The 17,864-nt window shown below is 71.4% G+C and carries 16 protein-coding genes; 4 read left to right on the top strand and 12 right to left on the bottom strand.

Annotated elements, in window-relative coordinates:
* Window positions 1-3 precede the first annotated feature (3 nt).
* A complete protein-coding gene (locus FB561_RS16185) occupies window positions 4-1,002 on the bottom strand; it encodes a stage II sporulation protein M (protein ID WP_145807523.1) in 999 nt (332 codons plus the stop codon).
* A 135-nt stretch (window positions 1,003-1,137) separates the two neighbouring features.
* On the opposite strand from FB561_RS16185, the gene FB561_RS16180 reads away from it, so the two are divergent.
* Both FB561_RS16180 and FB561_RS16175 read left to right on the top strand, forming a co-directional pair.
* Entirely contained in the window at window positions 1,138-2,145 is a 1,008-nt protein-coding gene (locus FB561_RS16180) for an RDD family protein (RefSeq protein ID WP_238334842.1), read from the top strand.
* A 120-nt stretch (window positions 2,146-2,265) separates the two neighbouring features.
* Entirely contained in the window at window positions 2,266-3,018 is a 753-nt protein-coding gene (locus tag FB561_RS16175; RefSeq protein ID WP_145807521.1) for a class I SAM-dependent methyltransferase, read from the top strand.
* Between the two features lie 83 nt (window positions 3,019-3,101).
* Here FB561_RS16175 and ahcY read toward each other — a convergent pair whose 3' ends face one another.
* Window positions 3,102-4,538: an adenosylhomocysteinase gene (ahcY, locus tag FB561_RS16170; RefSeq protein WP_145807519.1), complete on the bottom strand. Its 1,437-nt coding sequence runs from the start codon at window positions 4,536-4,538 to the stop codon at window positions 3,102-3,104.
* Between the two features lie 121 nt (window positions 4,539-4,659).
* Here ahcY and FB561_RS16165 point away from each other — a divergent pair, with 121 nt between their 5' ends.
* Window positions 4,660-5,028 carry a MerR family transcriptional regulator gene (locus FB561_RS16165; RefSeq protein WP_145807517.1) on the top strand — a complete coding sequence of 123 codons (369 nt, stop codon included), beginning with the start codon at window positions 4,660-4,662 and terminating at the stop codon, window positions 5,026-5,028.
* 249 nt (window positions 5,029-5,277) lie between these two features.
* On the opposite strand, the gene FB561_RS16155 is transcribed toward FB561_RS16165, so the two are convergent.
* The 8 genes from FB561_RS16155 to FB561_RS16120 all read right to left on the bottom strand — a co-directional run bounded on the left by FB561_RS16155 (window position 5,278) and on the right by FB561_RS16120 (window position 12,644).
* Complete coding sequence (locus FB561_RS16155) at window positions 5,278-6,237, bottom strand: cation diffusion facilitator family transporter (protein ID WP_145807515.1); 960 nt, start codon at window positions 6,235-6,237, stop codon at window positions 5,278-5,280.
* A gap of 48 nt (window positions 6,238-6,285) precedes the next feature.
* On the bottom strand, window positions 6,286-7,458 hold the full coding sequence (manA, locus tag FB561_RS16150; RefSeq protein WP_145807513.1) for a mannose-6-phosphate isomerase, class I: 1,173 nt from the start codon (window positions 7,456-7,458) through the stop codon (window positions 6,286-6,288).
* Window positions 7,452-8,528, bottom strand: coding sequence for an SIS domain-containing protein (locus FB561_RS16145; RefSeq protein WP_145807511.1), 1,077 nt, complete (start codon window positions 8,526-8,528; stop codon window positions 7,452-7,454). Before FB561_RS16145 ends, manA begins: the two co-directional genes overlap by 7 nt.
* Window positions 8,525-8,725, bottom strand: a complete 201-nt coding sequence (locus FB561_RS16140) for a Trm112 family protein (RefSeq protein WP_145807509.1) — start codon at window positions 8,723-8,725, stop codon at window positions 8,525-8,527. The genes FB561_RS16145 and FB561_RS16140 overlap by 4 nt, the downstream gene beginning before the upstream one ends.
* Window positions 8,726-10,111, bottom strand: coding sequence for a phosphomannomutase/phosphoglucomutase (locus FB561_RS16135; RefSeq protein ID WP_145807507.1), 1,386 nt, complete (start codon window positions 10,109-10,111; stop codon window positions 8,726-8,728).
* 70 nt (window positions 10,112-10,181) lie between these two features.
* Window positions 10,182-10,925: a ThuA domain-containing protein gene (locus FB561_RS16130; RefSeq protein WP_145807505.1), complete on the bottom strand. Its 744-nt coding sequence runs from the start codon at window positions 10,923-10,925 to the stop codon at window positions 10,182-10,184.
* Complete coding sequence (locus tag FB561_RS16125) at window positions 10,918-12,006, bottom strand: Gfo/Idh/MocA family protein (protein ID WP_238334841.1); 1,089 nt, start codon at window positions 12,004-12,006, stop codon at window positions 10,918-10,920. The genes FB561_RS16130 and FB561_RS16125 overlap by 8 nt, the downstream gene beginning before the upstream one ends.
* A 224-nt stretch (window positions 12,007-12,230) precedes the next feature.
* On the bottom strand, window positions 12,231-12,644 hold the full coding sequence (locus tag FB561_RS16120) for a DUF3499 domain-containing protein (protein WP_145807501.1): 414 nt from the start codon (window positions 12,642-12,644) through the stop codon (window positions 12,231-12,233).
* 31 nt (window positions 12,645-12,675) lie between these two features.
* Here FB561_RS16120 and FB561_RS16115 point away from each other — a divergent pair, with 31 nt between their 5' ends.
* The gene (locus FB561_RS16115) at window positions 12,676-13,122 is read left to right on the top strand and encodes a metallopeptidase family protein (RefSeq protein ID WP_238334840.1); all 447 of its coding nucleotides are present in this window, start codon (window positions 12,676-12,678) and stop codon (window positions 13,120-13,122) included.
* Window positions 13,123-13,139: 17 nt separating this feature from the next.
* Here the strand turns inward: FB561_RS16115 and FB561_RS16110 are convergent, their stop codons facing one another.
* Entirely contained in the window at window positions 13,140-14,618 is a 1,479-nt protein-coding gene (locus FB561_RS16110) for a DUF5719 family protein (RefSeq protein ID WP_145807499.1), read from the bottom strand.
* Window positions 14,615-17,527 (bottom strand): glycosyltransferase family 2 protein, encoded by a 2,913-nt coding sequence (locus tag FB561_RS16105; protein ID WP_145807497.1) that lies wholly within the window; start codon window positions 17,525-17,527, stop codon window positions 14,615-14,617. The genes FB561_RS16110 and FB561_RS16105 overlap by 4 nt, the downstream gene beginning before the upstream one ends.
* Window positions 17,528-17,864 lie beyond the last annotated feature (337 nt).

The following is a 17,864-nucleotide window of genomic DNA, read 5'->3' as shown; positions in this document are numbered from 1 at the left end:
GCGTCAGGCCGAGACCGGTGCTGTCGCCTCGCGATCGACGGCCTCGACATCGCCGTACTCCCCGGCGCGTGCCGCCCGGCGGCCGAGGGTCCAGACGTAGACGAAGAAGCCCACCTCGGCGAGGACGCCGATGCCGACCCGGATCGCGGTCGGCAGCGGCGACGGGGTCACGAACGCCTCGATCAGGCCGGTGGTCAGCAGGATCACCGCGAGCCCGATCGCCATCCCGACGGTCGCCCGGCCGGTCTGCGCGAGCGCCTGCATCCGGGTCCGCGGGCCGGGCGCGATCCAGGACCAGCCGAGCCGCAACCCGGCCGCGGCCGCGACGAACACCGCGGTCAGCTCGAGCAGGCCGTGCGGCGTGATCAGGCCGAAGAACACGTCGCCGCGGTCGTGCCCGATCATCACGCCGGCCATCACGCCCAGGTTGAGCGCGTTGCTCCAGAGCACGAACACGGCCGGCAGCAACAGCACCCCGACCGCGAGCACGGCGGCCGCGATCGTCGCGTTGTTGATCCAGACCCGGAGGGCGAAGTCCTGGGCCGGGTTCTCCGAGTAGTACGCGGCGAAGTCCTTGTCGACGAGCTGCTGGATCTGCACCGGCGTCGCCACCGAGTCGAGGATCTCCGGCCGGCTGATGATCCGCCACGCGACCCAGGCCGCGACCAGGTAGAACAGCAGCCCGATCGTCAGCCACCAGCGCCGGGTCAGGTAGAGCGCGGCCGGGAAGCTCACCAGGAAGTACCGCGAGATGTCCCGCCAGACCGGTGCCTGCGCCCCGGTCACGGCCCCGCGCGCGTCCGCGATCAGCCCGGACAACCGCCCGACGGTGACGGGATCGGCACCCCCGGCCCGAAGCGCGGCCAGATGCGTACCGACCCGCTGATAGAGCAACACGAGCTCGTCGGCCTCGGCCCCACTCAGCCGGCGCTGCCGCCGGGTCAGCTCGGCCAGCCGGTCCCACTGCGGCTGATGAACCGACACGTACGCCTCGACGTCCACCCGCCACCTCCCGTCCTGGTCCCTGCTCGAGTCTCCCGCATCCTAGGGTCGCCGGTTCGGCCCGCGCCCGCAGGCCCGGGAGGACCTGGCATGAGCGAGACTGACTCTCACGGATCTGTCGGGAGGAGGTACGGGTTGTCGCAGCTGGTGACGGGAGAGGCGGTTGTCCTCCAGGTCCGCATCGCCCGGATGCCGACCCGGGCGCTGGCCTGCGCGATCGACTTCACCCTGCAGATGATCGTGCTCGGCGTACTGCTGGCTTCCCTGTTCGGCTACCTGATCTCCGGGGCCAGCGAGGCGCTCGGGGTGGCGCTGGTGTTCATCTCGCTGCTGCTGGTCCTGGTCGGGTACCGCGTGGTGATGGAGACGCTGACCCGCGGCCGGACGCTGGGCAAGCTCGCGCTCGGACTCCGAGTGGTCCGCGACGACGGCAGCTCGATCCGGTTCCGGCACGCGCTGGTGCGGTCGCTGCTGTGGGTCTTCGTGGACTTCGCGCCGTGGTTCGCGGCCAGCCCGGGCATCGTCGCGAGCCTGATGAACAAGCAGGGCAAGCGGATCGGCGACATGGTCGCGGGCACCGTGGTGATCCGCGAACGCCACCAGCCAATGGCGTCGCCGCCGCTCTTCGTCCCCGGCCACCTGGTCCAGTGGGCCCAGTCGCTCGAGTTGTCCCGGCTGTCCGACGACCTCGCCAACACGGCCCGCGAGTACCTGGCCCGCTACCGCGACCTCGAACCGCCGGCCCAGGTCGCGCTGGGGGACGCGCTGGCCGCCCGCGTCGGCGCCGTCACGGCTCCCGCCCCACCGGTCCCGATCTCGTCACCGGCCTTCCTCTCCGCCGTCCTGGCCGAACGCCGCCGCCGCGAAATGGCCCGCCTGGCCGCGCGCCCGGCCCTCACCCCCAACCCGTTCGCCAGCTCGTACAGCACGCCGACCGGCCCGTTCGGCTCGTCGTACAACGGCAGCTCTTACAGCACCCCGACCGGACCGTTCGGGCCGCCCAGCCCGTACGCGCAGACCCCCGCGATCGCGCCTGCTCCGGCGTACGGAGCCCCGGCCACGGTTTGGGGCCCACCGGCAGCACAGGAAGCGCCCCGCTCGACCGTGAACCAGCAGGGCTGGCACGCCCCCGGCACCAACTAGCCGGACCGCCACCACTCATCAACCCCCGCCTCCCCGCTCTTCCCCGCTCACGTAGGCCTGGGAAGAGCTCTGACGAGGGGGTTGGTGAGTGCTGCGGGTCCGGCGCCTATTCTTGCGACCATGTCGCATCTGCAAATTGACTGGACCGGCTGGCTGAGGCGCTGGGACGACCAGCAGGCGGGGTACCTGCCTGATCGCGAGGAGCAGTTCGCCCTGATGCTCGATATCGTCGAACGCCTCACCGGCACGCCTGGCCGCTTCATCGACCTCGCTTGCGGGCCCGGCTCCATCGCCACCCGGGCGCACGCGAAGTTCCCGAGCACGGAGATCGTCGGCGTCGACCTCGACCCGTTCCTGCTGGAGCTCGCCCGCCAAGCAGTCCCCGGTGTCATGTTCGCCGAGGCCGACCTCCGCGCGCCGGACTGGGACGAGGTCCTCGGTGCCGACCCGGTCGACGCAGTCTGCTCGGCGACCGCCCTGCACTGGCTCGACCCGGCCGACCTCACCACGCTCGCGCAGACTCTCGCCACCCGGATCCGTCCCGGCGGCGTCTTCCTCAACGCGGACACGATGCGCCTCGGCCCGACCGAGGTCCCCCGGCTCGACGAACTCGCCGTCGCCCTCCGCGACCAGATCTGGACCGACTCCCACGCGGCCGGCGTCGAGGACTGGGCGACCTGGTGGAACGCTGCCGCCGAGGAGCCCGCGTTCGCCGGCCTCCTGGCCGAACGCGAGCGCCGCTTCGCCGATCGGCACAAGGGCCGCGCCATCACCCTCACCGATACCCAGAACGCCTTCCACAAGGCCGGCTTCGCCGAGGTCGCCGTTCTCGGTCAGGTCGCCGACAAGCACCTGTTCGCCGCCATCCGCTGACGGTCCCGCAACGACGAAGGCGCCGCACCCCCGAGCGGGATGCGGCGCCTTCGGTACGTACCGGGAACTCAGTACCGGGGAACTCAGTACCGGTAGTGGTCCGACTTGTACGGGCCCTCGACGGGGACGCCGAGGTACTCGGCCTGCTCCTTGCTCAGCTCGGTCAGCTTCACGCCGAGCGCGTCCAGGTGCAGCCGGGCGACCATCTCGTCCAGGTGCTTCGGCAGCACGTAGACGTCGGTCGGGTACTCGGCGGTCTTCACGAACAGCTCGATCTGCGCCAGCACCTGGTTGGTGAACGAGTTCGACATCACGAACGACGGGTGCCCGGTCGCGTTGCCGAGGTTCAGCAGCCGGCCCTCGGACAGGATGATCACGGTGTGCCCGTCGGCGAACCGGAACTCGTCGACCTGCGGCTTGATCGTGACCCGCTCGATGCCGGCGGTCTTGTACAGGCCGGCCATGTCGATCTCGTTGTCGAAGTGGCCGATGTTGCCGACGATCGCCTGGTGCTTCATCCGCGCCATGTGGTCGGCGGTGATGACGTCCTTGTTACCGGTCGTCGTGATGAAGATGTCGGCGGTCCCGACGACGTCGTCGAGGGTGGTGACCTGGTAGCCGTCCATCGCGGCCTGCAGCGCGCAGATCGGGTCGATCTCGGTGACGACGACCCGGGCGCCCTGGCCCCGCAGCGACTCGGCGCAGCCCTTGCCGACGTCGCCGTAGCCGGCCACGACCGCGACCTTGCCGCCGATCAGGACGTCGGTGGCGCGGTTGATGCCGTCGATCAGCGAGTGCCGGCAGCCGTACTTGTTGTCGAACTTCGACTTGGTCACCGAGTCGTTGACGTTGATCGCCGGGAACAGCAGCGCGCCGGCCTTGTGCATCTCGTACAGCCGGTGCACACCGGTGGTGGTCTCCTCGGTGACGCCCTTGATGCCGGCGCCGATCGTGGTCCACTTGCCCTTGCTCTGCTCCAGCGAGCGGGTGAGCAGGGACAGCACGACGCCGTACTCCTCGGACTCCGCGGTCGACGGGTCCGGCACGACGCCGGCCTTCTCGAACTCGGTGCCCTTGTGGACGAGCATGGTGGCGTCGCCGCCGTCGTCCAGGATCATGTTCGGGCCGTCGGCGCCCGGCCAGGTCAGCGCCTGCTCCGTGCACCACCAGTACTCCTCCAGCGTCTCGCCCTTCCAGGCGAAGACCGGCACACCGGCCGGCGCGTCGGCGGTGCCGTCCGGGCCGACGACGACCGCGGCGGCGGCGTGGTCCTGGGTGGAGAAGATGTTGCAGGACACCCAGCGCACCTCGGCGCCGAGCGCCGTCAGCGTCTCGATCAGCACGGCGGTCTGGATGGTCATGTGCAGCGAGCCCATGATCTTCGCGCCGGCCAGCGGCTTGCTGTCGCCGTACTGCGCGCGCATCGCCATCAGGCCGGGCATCTCGTGCTCGGCGAGCCGGATCTCCTTGCGACCGAACTCGGCCAGCCCGAGGTCTGCCACCTTGTAGTCGAACGTCATGCGGTTGCCGCTCCCTTGAGGGTGTCGGTGTGAAGTCTTCGGAGACGAGGCTAGCGGTGTGGGGCGGCCGGGGTGGGTACTGGGTAGGCATTCCTGACACCGAAATGTCAGGATGAACCTCATGCGCATCACCGAGGCCGCAAAACAGCTGGGGACGACACCCCGCATGCTGCGCTACCGGGAGGCGCTCGGCCTGCTGCCCCGGACGCGCATCGGCCGCACCTCACAGCGCCAGTACGACGACCGCGATCTCGCCGCGGTCCGGCTGGCCCTCGAGCTCGAACGCCGCTACGACGTGACCCCGGCCGCCCTCGCCTTCGCCCTCAAGGCCCTGGCCGAACCGTCCGTCGCCGCGGACCTGCGCAACCTCGGCTACCGCACCGGCCGCCTCACCGCACCCCCGAGCCCGGCCGAGATCGACCGCGAACGGGCACTGCACTGGCTCGGCCGCTCCGGCGTCCTGCCCCCACCACCCCAACGCCCCCGCTGAACCACCACCAGCCACCGCCGCCCCGTCCCCGTCCGGCCCGGTCCCCGTCCGGCGGTCCGGTCCGCCGGCCCGGTCCGGTCCGCGTTTCATGGGTTAACCCGGCGGATGCAGGGTTGGCCCACGGAATTTTGGTGGGTGAACCCTGCACCTGGTGGGTTAACCCATGAAACGCCGACGGCCGACGGCGAGCGGGGGCGGGGGCGGGGACGGGGGTGGGGGTGGGGGTGGGGGTGGGGACCGGGGGGTGGGTTAGTGGGAGGGGGCCTCGGGGACGGCGGGGCGTTCTTCGCGGACGTAGCCTTCGACGTAGATGTCGGGTTCCAGGTAGATGTGGACCGACATCGGCTCGGCTTCGCGGACCGCTTGCTCGGCGGCGTTGATCGTCTGCGCGACCACGGCCGCGTCGGTGGTCGGCTCGACCCCCAGCTTGGCGGCGACCAGGACCTCTTCCGGGCCGAGGTGCAGGGTCTTGATGTGGATCAGCTTCTGCACGCCCGGGGTGTTCTCGATCGCGGCGACGATCTTCTGCTGCGCCTCCCGGGTGGCCGACTCGCCGAGCAGCAGCGACTTCATCTCGATCGCGAGGAAGATCGCCACCACGACCAGCAGCGCGCCGATCGCCATCGAGCCCACGCCGTCCCACACACCGTTGCCGGTGACAAGCGTCAGGACCACGCCGATGAGCGCCAGCACCAGACCGGTGAGCGCGGCGAAGTCCTCGAGCAGGATCACCGGCAGCTCCGGCGACCGGGCCTGCCGGACGAACTTGGCCCAGCCGACCTGACCGCGGACCTTGTTCGCCTCGACGATCGCGGTCCGGAACGACAGCGTCTCCATGATGATCGCGGCCACCAGCACCACGACCGGGACCCACTTCCAGTTCTCGATCGGGTGCGGGTCGTGGATCTTGTGGTAGCCCTCGTACAGCGCGAACAGGCCACCGACGCTGAACAGCACGATCGCGACGATGAACGAGTAGACGTACCGCTCCCGGCCGAAGCCGAACTGGTGCAGCTCGTCCGCCTCCCGCCGGGCCCGCTTGCCGCCGACCAGCAGCAGCACCTGGTTGCCCGCGTCGGCGACCGAGTGGATCGCCTCGGCCAGCATCGAGGCCGACTGGGTGAGCCCCCAGGCGGCGAACTTGGTGACCGCGATTCCGGTGTTCGCCAGCAGTGCCGCGACGACGGCCTTGGTACCGCCACCAGCCATGTTGGTTCGTCCTCTACTGTTTCGGGGGGCCTCGAGAGCTCGCCGGAATCAGCGAGCGGACACGACGAACGCCGTGCCGGAACCACGCAGGGTACAGGGTCCCTCGGGTCCTCGGACGAACGCGGACTGCCCGGCGGACAACGACTCGGTCACCTCGATGCCCTCGGCACCGACCGTGACGGTTCCGTCCACCACAGCGACGATCCGCGGACCCTCGGCGTTCACGGTGAGCGGTTCCGCGCCGACGTCGGCCCGGCGGACCGCGAAGTACGCGCAGCCGGTCTCGTACCGGGTGATGCCGGCCGCCTCCGCGGTGCCCTCGAGGACCGGGTCGGCCAGCGCTTCGAAGTCGACCACGGAGACGAGCTCAGGGACGTCGATGTGCTTGCGGGTCAGGCCGCCACGGAGCACGTTGTCCGAGTTCGCCATCACCTCGAAGCCGGTCCCGCGCAGGTACGCGTGCACGTTGCCGGCCGGGAGGTAGACCGCCTGGAACCGGTCCAGCCGGACCCGGTTGAGCAGCAGGGCAGCGAGTACGCCCGGGTCGTCGGGGAAGTCGGCGGCCAACTGGTCCAGGGTCGCGGCCTCCACCGCGAACGCGTCCCCGGCATACCGGCGGCAGGCTTCACCGAGGGCGGTGACCTGCGGACGGATCGCGTCCCGGTCGCTGCTCATGAACGCCGTGAAGGCCTCCCGGAGCTTGCCGTCGCGCAGCAGGTCGGTGAGGCCGGACAGCTCCTCGGCCGCCAGCGCGTCCAGGAATGCCACGGTCCGCTCCAGCGGCCGGAAGCCGACCAGCGCGTCGAACGGCTCGAGCGCGATCAGGATCTCCGGCTTCGGCCAGGCGTCCTTGTAGTTGCGGTCGGCCGCGTCCTTCGGGATGCCGGCCGCCTCGTCCCGGGCGTACCCCTCCACGGCCTGCTCGGGCGACGGGTGCGCCTGGATCGACAACGGCTGCGCGGCGGCCAGGATCTTGGCCAGGAACGGGAACCGCCCGTCGAAGCGCAGCGCGGTCTCCTCCCCCAGCGTCTCTGTCGGCTGCGAGCTGACCACGTCGTACAGCGCCTCGCCGCTCGGCAGGATGGAGGACGCCGACTCGTGCGCCCCCATCCACAGCTCGGCCTGCGGCTTGCCGTCCGGCGTGCTACCGGTCAGCGCCGGGATCGCGGTGAGCGACCCCCAGGCGTAGTCGCGGATCGTGTTCGAGAGTTTGGCTACCACGCCGGATCCACCGCCGGGTTGCCCGGAGCGGCCGGGGTGTCGGCGACGGCGGTGCCGTACCGGCCGAGACCGATGCCGAGGTACGCCGCGGCGTACCGGCCGTGCTGGGTGAGCGCTGCGTACCGCGCGATGTCGGTCCCGCTGGCCTGCCGGACGATGTGCACGCGGACGTCGTGCCGCTCCGCCTTCTCCTCCAGCTGGCGACGGTGCTCGGCCACGCCCGCGTCCTCGACGCCGTCGTCCAGGATGACCAGGCCGGGCCGCAGTTCCTCCGCCTGGTCGAACGGGTCGGCGAACAGGTCGCGCGGCGGCTGGTTCAGGACCGGCAGCAGGTGACCCGCGTCGGCGGCGAGTGCCGGGCGACCGCTGGCCAGCCGCAGCGCCTCGACCACCCGCCGGGCGGCCCGCGCGGCCAGGACGGAACCGCCCCAGACCAGCGGCAGCGCGTCGGCGAGCATCAGGGACAGGTCCTTGGCCGGGTTCGACGCCACGTCGTTGTTCGGCGAGCACTCGATCGCGACGTCGTCCAGCAGGGTCGCGACCGCCTTGGCGTCGACGACCGGGCCGAGCTCCATCTGGTGCAGGCCCTGCAGGACCGCGACCGCCGCGGCCAGCTGGTCGTCGGACTGCGACGGCAACCGGATCGCGTGCCGGGACCCCGCCGACGCCTGGGCGACCGGCGAGTTCTCCGGACAGGCGACCATCAGGCCACAGCCGCGGCGGACCGCCTCGGACGCGGCGGACGTCGCCTCCGGGTCGTCGGTGCTGCCACCGAGCACGATCACCAGGTCGAGCGGGCCGGTCCAACCCGGCAGACCCGGACCGGGCCAGGCCACGAACGGCACCGGGCAGACCGGTTCGAGCACGGCGCGGACCAGCCGCGCGTCCCGGCCGGCGGCCACGACCGCGCGGGGCCGGAAGCCGTCCGAGTCCAGCCCGGCCAGCACCTCCTCGGCCGCGTCGATCTCGGCCCGGACCCGGGCTCCGGCGCCGGCCAGCCGGCGCAACAGGTGGTCGGTCGCCTCGAGCGCGGCCGGGTCGTCCAGCCGCGAGTCGTCGAAGGAGCTCATCGGTGGTCGTCGGCCTCTTTGGTCTCACGGGCTTCGTCGATCAGCAGTACGGGGATGTCGTCCCGTACCGGGTAGGCCAGCGCGCAGCCGGCGTTGGTGCAGACCAGTTCGCTCGCCTCGTCGTCCACCCGGAACTCCGACCGGCACTTGGGGCAGACCAGGATGCTGAGCAGGTCCGGGTCCAGATTGACTGCCATTCAGTTCTCCTCCACCGGTGCGCCGGTGATCAGGGCCAGTACTTCGTCACGGACACGTGCCATCGTGGCAGCGTCCCCGGCCTCGACGTTCAGCCGGAGCAGCGGCTCGGTGTTCGACGCGCGCACGTTGAACCACCACTCTTCCGCGTCCACGGTCAGGCCGTCCAGGTGGTCCACGGTAACGCCGTCGCGGCCCGCGTAGGTGTCCTCGATCGCCGCGACCGTCGCGGCCGGGTCGTCCACCCGGTTGTTGATCTCGCCGGAGGCCACGTACCGCTCGTACTTCGCGAACACCTCGCTGGCCGGCCGGTCCTGCTCACCGACCGCGGCGAGCACGTGCAACGCCGCGAGCATGCCGGTGTCGGCCCGCCAGAAGTCGCGGAAGTAGTAGTGCGCCGAGTGCTCGCCACCGAAGACGGCGTCCGTCTCGGCCATCTGCGCCTTGATGTACGAGTGGCCGACGCGGGCCCGGACCGGCGTACCGCCGTGCTCGGTGATCAGCTCGGGCACCGCCTTGGAGGTGATCAGGTTGTGGATCACCGACGAGCCCGGGTGCTTGGCCAGCTCGCGGACGGCGACGGCCCCGGTGATCGCGCTCGGCGAGATCGGGTCACCTTGCTCGTCCACCACGAAGCAGCGGTCCGCGTCGCCGTCGAAGGCGAGACCGAGATCGGCGCCGACCTCGCGGACCTTGGCCTGCAGGTCGACCAGGTTCTTCGGGTCCAGCGGGTTCGCCTCGTGGTTCGGGAAGTTGCCGTCCAGCTCGAAGTACAGCGGGACGATCTCGACCGGGCCGGTGGCGAACACGGCCGGGACGGTGTGCCCGCCCATTCCGTTGCCGGCGTCCACGACGACCTTGAGCGGGCGGATCCCGGTCAGGTCGACGAGCTCGTTCAGGTGGTCGGCGTACGCGGTGAGCAGGTTCTTCCGGGTCACCTTCCCCGGGACCGGGACGCCCGCGGGTGGCTCGGTCAGCGACTTGGCCACCAGGTCCGCGATGTCGCGCAGCCCGGACTCCGCACCGACCGGGGACGCGCCGGCCCGGCAGAGCTTGATGCCGTTGTACTTGGCCGGGTTGTGGCTGGCGGTGAACATCGCGCCGGGGAGCTGGAGCCGCCCGGAGGCGAAGTACAGCTGGTCGGTGGAGGCCAGGCCGATGTCGACCACGTCCGCGCCGGTACTGGTCACGCCCTCGGCGAAGGCGGCCGCGAGCCCCGGGCTGGACGGCCGCATGTCGTAGCCGACCACCACGGCGCCCGGACCGGCCAGGACGTCCAGGACCTCGACGAACGCGGCCCCGGCCGCCCGGGCCACCGACTCGTCCAGCTCGTCCGGGACGACCCCGCGCACGTCGTACGCCTTGAAGATCGCAGCAACGTCAACCATGCGTGGACCCTATCCGGCGCAGGGCGTGCCTGCGGAACCAGGCACGCCCTGCCGAGACGACGGAGCCGGGTCAGGCCTGCTCGAACCAGCCCGGGTTCTTCCGGTGGTGCACCGTCGGCAGCTGCCGCGGGCTGGTCGGCGCGGCCCAGCGGACCGAGTTCGCCAGGATCCGCTGGATCTCCGGCTGGTGGTAGGTCGGGTACTCCTGGTCGCCCGGCCGGAAGTAGAACACCCGGCCCTGGCCACGGCGGTAGCAGCAGCCGGACCGGAACACCTCGCCGCCGGTGAACGAGCTGACGAAGACCAGCTCGTCCGGCTGCGGGATGTCGAACAACTCGCCGTACATCTCCTCGCGCTCGATCACCAGCGGGTGCGGGACCCCCTGCGCGATCGGGTGCCCGGCGGCGACCGTCCAGATCAGCTCGCGGTCGTTCTCGGACCGCCAGTCCAGCGAGCAGGTGGTGCCCATCAGCTTGATGAAGATCTTCGAGAAGTGCGCCGAGTGCAGGGCGATCAGGCCCATCCCGGACAGCACGTGCTTCTGTACCCGCTCCACCACGGCGTCGTCCACGTCGCCGTGCGCGCGGTGCCCCCACCAGGTGAGCACGTCGGTGTCGGCCAGCACCTCCTCGGTCAGGCCGTGCTCGGGCTGCTGCAGCCACGCCGTCCGGACGACGACGTCGGCGCCGAGCTGCTCGCGGAGCGCGGCCGCGATCGTCTCGTGCATGGTGTCGGGGTACACCTTCTGGACCGCGGCGTCGTCCTGCTCGTGGACGTTCTCGCCCCAGACGGTCACGCGGATCGGGTCAGCCATGGAGTACTACCTCTCGTCCGGCCTGCGCCGAGGCGTAGCAGGCGTCGATGATCTCGGTCCGGACCAGGGCCTCGGAACCGTTGTGCCTGGTCCAGTCACCGCTCAGTACGGTGGCGACGAACTCGCTGACCACGGCGCGGTGGCCGAGGCCGGCGCCGGTGGCGGGCTTCACCTCGGCGGGCACGCCCGCGACGTCGGTGAAGATCTTCAGGGTGTCGGTGGTGGTGTAGTTCTGGACCTCGATCTTGGCGCCGCCCTCGGTCCCGAACAGCTCGATGCCGAAGTTGTCGCCCGGCGCCCGGTAGGTGGCCCAGCTGGTCTCCAGCTGCAGCGCGCCGCCGCCCTCGAGCCGCAGGTACGCGGTGGCCAGGTCCTCCACCTCGAACTTCGAGCCCAGCGTGTCGATCGTCGGCCGGATCGCGTTGCTCGAGCTGCCCCGGCCGCGCGGGCCGAGCTCGGCGAACGTGTTCGCGCTGACCGTGGTCACCTTCGGCTCGTTCAGCAGGTGCAGGGCCAGATCGAGGATGTGCACGCCGAGGTCGATCAGCGGGCCGCCGCCGGACAGCTCGCGGTTGGTGAACCAGCCGCCCATGCCGGGGATGCCGTTGCGGCGCATCCAGTGCGCCTTCGCGTAGTACACCCGGCCGAGCAGGCCCTCGTCGATCTGGTGCTTCAGGACGGCGACGTCACCCCGCTCGCGGTGGTTGAAGATCACCTTCAGCACCTTGCCGGCCTTCTCCGCCGCCGCGACCATCTGCTCGCCCTCGGCGACGGTCCGCGCCAGCGGCTTCTCGCAGAGGACGTGCAGACCCTTGTCCAGCGCCGCCAGCGCGATCGGCGCGTGCAGCTGGGTCGGGGTCCCGATGCTGACCGCGTCCAGCCCGCCGGCCTGCAGCAGGTCCTCCCACCGCTCGTACAGGTTCGGGACCAGGTGCTTGGTCCCGAGCTCCTTCAGCAAGTCCTGCTCGAGGCCCGCCAGCGCGACCACCTCGACGTCGGGCAACTCCGAGAAGGCCTGCAGGGCGGTCCGCCCCGCAAACCCGAGCCCGATCACTCCCACGCGCAACTTTTGATCGTTCACACCGAGAATCCTTCCGACGCCTGACAACGTGGTCAACCTCATCCCACGCTACGAAACATTTCCCAACACCACGTCCTGGGGGAAATCGGGCGCGTCGCGGTACCGGGTGGGGCGGGAGGCGTCGGCCGGGACGCGAGGGACCGCAAGGGGCGGCAACGGCGGGGGTGTCGGGTGAGCTATGTCATGCCGCGGGATCGCGACGACCCCGGTTCTTCGGACGGCTTTCAGGCTTGTTCGGAACTGCCCGAGTCGCGGATGACCCGCAGATGGCCGCGGCGAGCGACCTCGACCGGTCCCCCGCCCGTCCCGGTCTTCGGGGCCTGGTTCCGGGGTGCCTGGTTCCTGGGCGCCTGGTCCCGAGGGAGCGGACGGGCCGCCTCACGGACCGCGTTGGCCAGCGCTTCCAGGTCGTCGGACGACGGGCCGGCCGCCGCCGGGTCCGGAGCCAGCCGGATCACCTCCCAGCCGTTCGGCGCGGTGAGGCGGTCGGCGTGGTCGGCGCAGAGGTCGTAGCAGTGCGGTTCCGCGTACGTCGCGAGCGGGCCGAGCACGCAGGTCGAGTCCGCGTAGACGTAGGTGAGCGTCGACACGGCCGGCCGATGACAGGCGGCGCGCGAACAGATCCTGGCGATGCTCACGACCAGACGCTACCCCCACTAGGCTGATCGCGTGACCGAGGCTCGCCGTCATCGCAGGCACATCGACCGCCACGGCCGGGGCATGCTCGGCCCGATCAGCCGTCCCAGCAGCTTCGCGCCGCGCGGACTGCCGCTGCAGAGATCCACCGCGGCCCAGTTCGACGAGGTGGTCGCGGTCGAGGTGACGCGGCTGGAGAAGCGGCTGCCGCAGGTGGTGGCGCGGGTCGAGTTCGCCATCGAGGACGTCCCGAACCTGGACGCCGACGCGGGCGAGATCCCGCTCACCCACTCCACCGGCGGCACCTCCCACGAGCCGTACCGCATCGTCGTCTTCCGCCGCCCGATCGAGCTCCGGGCCGAAAGGTCCGGCACCGGCCTGTCCTGGCTGGTCCGCTCGGCCCTCGTCCTCGAACTGGCCGACGTCCTGGCCCTCTCCCCCGAACAAATAGACCCCGACTTCGACTCCGACGAAGACTGAGGCCCAGGGTTCGAGGGTCAGCGGAGGGCGGCTCGGACGTCGGGTTCGGCGCCTAGTTGGGCGCGGAAGACGAGGGAGGTCGTCAGCGGCCAGGCGGCGACCTGGGGGACGTCGTCCTCCTTGGGTTCGGCCGCCGGCATCAGAGTGACGCCCGCGTGCAGGGCACCCTTGAGTTGCTCGACCATCAGGTACGTCGGCCTGGTCTGCGGCTTGAAGGTGATCAGGTTGGTGGCGCCGCCGACCACGTCGAGGGAGCGGGCCTGGATCACCTTGTTCGCCGCGTCCCGGAGCTCGAAGCGGACGCCGGCCGTCTCGCCCGGTGCCGTCACCTGCAGGACCGCGGGCTGGTCGTGCGGCGGGAGCACCAGGTACCCCGGGCCGCTCAGCGACTCGGTCGCGCCGATGGTGGCGAACTCGGTCACCGACGCGTCCGTCATCCGCGCGGACGCCGTGATCGGCTGGTCCGAGTCGATCGTCACCGCCGACGCGTCCCCGTGCAGCGCCTTGTCGAGCCGGAGCACCTTGACCGAACCGGCCGGGATCTGCACCGTCGCCAGGCCGGCCGGCTTGAACGGACCGTTGGGACCGTTCACCGTCAACGCCGCCGTCGCCTGCAGGTCGGTCGGGTTCAACAGGGTGAGGATGCGGACGCCGCCGCCCGGCGCCAACCCGGGCACGACCACCTTCTCGGCCGGCGCGGCCGACGGGTTGATCCAGTCGACACCGGCCGGGGTCTTGCCGTTCATCGCGTTGTCCCGCAGGGCCGGCGCGACCCGGCCGCCGGACGACACCACCCGCAACGCCAGATCGCGCTGCCCCGGTGCCACCTGGCCCAGGTAGATCTCGGCCGTCCCCCGTGCCGGGACCACGACGCCGCGCGCGTTCGGGGCGTCCAGCGGCCCGGATCCGGCGTAAACGGTGACGCTGACCTCGGCGTTGATGCTGTCCAGGTTCGTCAGGACCAGCACGTCACGGCGGCCCGGTGCGGCCGAGGCGCCGACGAACCAGAAGTCGGAGCCCGGGGTCTGGCAGGTCACGCTCGCCATCCCGCGGTTCACGCCGTCGGTGGCCGTCGTCGTACTGGTCGCGGCCGTCCCCGCGGCGAGTGGGCCGGTGCCCTGGATCGCCAGCGGGTCCAGCTTCGCGGTCTTGGCGGTGGACGCGATGCGGCCGCGGACCAGGACAGAGCCGACCGGGTTCCCGGTCGAGGCGAGCGGCGCGATCGACAGCGGCGCCTCCTCGCCCGCGGCGGTCGGCGTGCCCGCGGGCAACGTCGGGGCGACCGCGTTCACCCAGTTCTGCAGCTTCACCCCGGCACCGGGGACGGGGCAGGCGAGCGCCGTCCGGTTCACCACCGTGCGGGTCGGCTCCTCGACGCCCTCGGCGCGGGTCGACGGGTCCTTCGCCTGGGTCACGACGCCGAGCCCGGCCAGGACGGCCAGGGCGAGCAGGCACACGGCCAGCCGGATCCGGGAGTCCGAGAGCAGTCTGATCACGGCGTTCTCCTCGCGTGCGTCCCCTGCGGTACCGCGACCGTCCGGCGCGCGGTCGGCAGGCAGGAGATCAGGGCGATCAGCCAGGCGACGATGCCGAGGATGCGCCAGATGCTCCGCGTCTCGGCCTCGATCGGGGTCTGGCCCTGGACCTTGGTCCGGTCGACCAGCCAGGAGGCGTCACCGTCGGTCGCGGACGCGCGGGTCAGACCGGGCAACGAGTCGAGCGTCGACATCAGCGTCGGGTCCACCGGCGCCGGCAGGTACACGTAGTCGATCGCGAGCGCGGCCAGCTGCCGCCCCTCCTCACCGGTCCCACCGCCGCCGAGCGCGGACAGCACATCGGTGATGGGCTTGGCCTGCTCGGGCTTCGGTGAGGCCTCGAGCGACCCCATCCGCGGCCCGCCCTCGCGGACCAGCGAGAACCGGGTCGGGTTCGTGCCGTCCTTGCGTACGACCAGGATCGACGCGTTCTGCGGTGGCTCCTGCGAGGACATCAGGTACGCCGGGAGGTCCTGCGCCGGGCCTCGCCACAACGGGCCGTCGGCGCCGCGGACCAGCCAGAACCCGGAGATCACCAGGGTCGCGACGAGCACCAGCCCGAGCACGCCCTGGACGATCAGCTCGGACGACTTCCCGACCGAGTCCCAGGCGACCGTCACGGCGAGGATCCAGCCGGCCGTCATCAGGAACATCAACGGCCCGCTGCCACCACCGAGCCGGCTGGCCACCAACGTGCCCGCCAGACCGGCCAGGGCGGCGAACCACCCGAGCAACTCGTACCGCTGCCGCGACTCGCGGGTCACGGCCAGCAGCGCGACCAGGATCAATGGCACCGCGAGCCACCACGGGGTCGGCCCGCCCACCGGCGTACCGGTCAACAGGTTCGCCAGGCTGTCGCCCGGTCCGACGGCCGCGGTCGGCGGACCACCCGCCTCCTGGCCGAGGCGTGACGGGTGCAGCACCAGCTGGATCGTCCAGGGCAGGACCAGGACGAGGCCGAGGACGACCGAGAACACCAGCTGCCGGCCCTGCCGCCGCCAGCCGAATCCGGCCAGCGCACCCACCAACAGCACCACCGCGACGAGCAGACCGAGCGACGGCGTGAAAGCGAACAAGACCGCCAGGCAGATCCCGGTGAACCACGCGGCCCGCCAACTGCCCTGGATCACCACGCGCCGGCGTCGAGCCACCGTGTGGACAGCGGCACCGAGCAACGGCAACACGATCGCGGCCACGCAAGTCCCGAGCCGGCCCTGCGACACCGCGCCGTTGGTGAACACGGCCAGCCCGTACGCCGCGGCGCCCCAGGCTCGCGCGACCCGGTCGACCACGAAGGCCCGCAACAACGCCCACGCGGCCAACGCGGCCAGCGGTACGGCACCGAGCAGGACGACGTTCGTCGCGCCGGACGGACCGAAGGTGATCGTCGACAGCGCCCAGAACTGCGCCAGCCAGGCGGGTGGAGTCACGCCGGCCGGAGCCGCGGCGGCCGCATGCCAGAGCGCGCCAAGAGTCTCGTGCGGCGGCAGCAGCAAGGGAGACCGCAGGACGCCACTCCCGATCAAGCCACGAGCGGCAACGACAGCACCGATCGCCAGGAACACCCAGGCCACCAGGAACGGCCGCCGGATCAGCTGCCGCCGCCATCTCGGCTGGTCCACCGCGACGCGGGCCGTGCTCTTCGCCCGGCGCGCAGAGGTGACGGGCTGCTCCTCCGGCTCGTCCGCCCACGCTTCGCGGAGCCGCTCGGAGATCGTGCTACCGGTCTCCTCCAGGTTGTGCCGCAGCGCGTGGACCGACCTGGAGAACAAAGTCTTGAAGCTGTCGTACGGCACCCTGTTCAGCCGGCGCCGGTCCTTGCGGGCCTGGGTCCAGCCACCGGCCAGCACCGTACCGAGCAACGCGGTCCACTCGTCCACCGCACCCGACGGCGTCTTGCCCAGGACGAACCACGCCGAGCGGAGGATCGTGCCGAGCAGGAAACGCAGCAGGAGCAGCGGCAGCAACTTGCCGGGCGCGTTGGCCAGCACGGTGTAGTACGCGTGGGCACGGTCCAGCTGGTACGCGTGCCGGCGGGTGCCCGCGAGAGCGCGCTCACCGGTTGCCGCGGCCTGCGCGTGGTACACGACCGCGTCGGGCGCGACACCGACCTGAAAGCCGGCCTTGCTGGCCCGCCAGCCGAAGTCGATGTCGTCGCGGAACATCGGCAGCCGCGGGTCGAACCCGTTCAGCGCCTCCCAGACGTCCCGGCGGACGAGCATGCCGGCCGAGCTGACCGCGAGCACCTGCCGGACCTGGTCGTGCTGGCCCTGGTCGAGCTCGCCGTTCTCGATCCCGGTGTCGCGGCGGCCGCCGAGCGAGGTAGTGACGCCGACCTCGAGCAGTTCGCGGTCCCGCGGCCACAACCGCAGCTTCGGGCCCCAGATCCCGGTCTCCGGCGACAAAGTGGCCTGGAGCAACAAGTGCTCCAGCGCCTTCGGGGCCGGCGCGCAGTCGTCGTGCAGCAGCCAGAGCCACTCGACCACGGGCATGTGCCCGTCGTCGCCGTACGGCCCGACCGCGGACGGGATCGACGCGAACCCGACCGCCTCCAGGCCGCGGGAGACCGCGGTACCGAACCCGGTGCGGGCGGACACGCCCACCACCGGCTCGACCCCGGGCATCGCGGCGAGCAGTTCGGCGGTTTCGTCGGTGGAGCCGGTGTCGACCGCGATCAGCCGCTCGGGCCGGCGGTCGAGCGCCCACAGCGCCTCGGTCAGCCGGGGCAGCCAGGCGGCTCCCTCGTGGCCGACCACGACCGCGGTGACGACGTGCCGGACCGGAGCGCGACCCATCGGGTCATGCGTGAGGCCGGTCGGGACATCGACGGCGTCGAAGAAGTCCCAGCCGGCCGGAGCTTCGGATTCCATCTGCTGCGGGTACACCTTCAGGGGAACGGAGCGGCCTGTCGTGACCAATTCGAGACCACGGCGAGGACTCACCATACGCGAAGTTGCCCGGGTCGTGTCCGGTCGTCCCGATGACGACCCTCGGACGGCGCCGAGACGACGCCGGAAGCTGTGGAGGAAGCCGCGACCACGGCCGGAAAAGCCGCGGGCCCCGGTGGACGATGTCCGGCCGGGGCCTCGCGCGGAAGCTCTGTTGTCGGTTTTGTCAGCCCTGCTGCTCAGGCCTTGGCGATCGTGCGGCCGTCCGCACCGGCGACGGCGGGGGTGGCAGGGCACCACCGTCCGTCGGTCCGTGTAG

This window comes from Kribbella amoyensis, from assembly GCF_007828865.1.
GTDB classification, from domain to species: domain Bacteria; phylum Actinomycetota; class Actinomycetes; order Propionibacteriales; family Kribbellaceae; genus Kribbella; species Kribbella amoyensis.
Note: the sequence above shows the minus strand (reverse complement) of the source record. Positions and strands in the feature narration are given on the sequence as shown.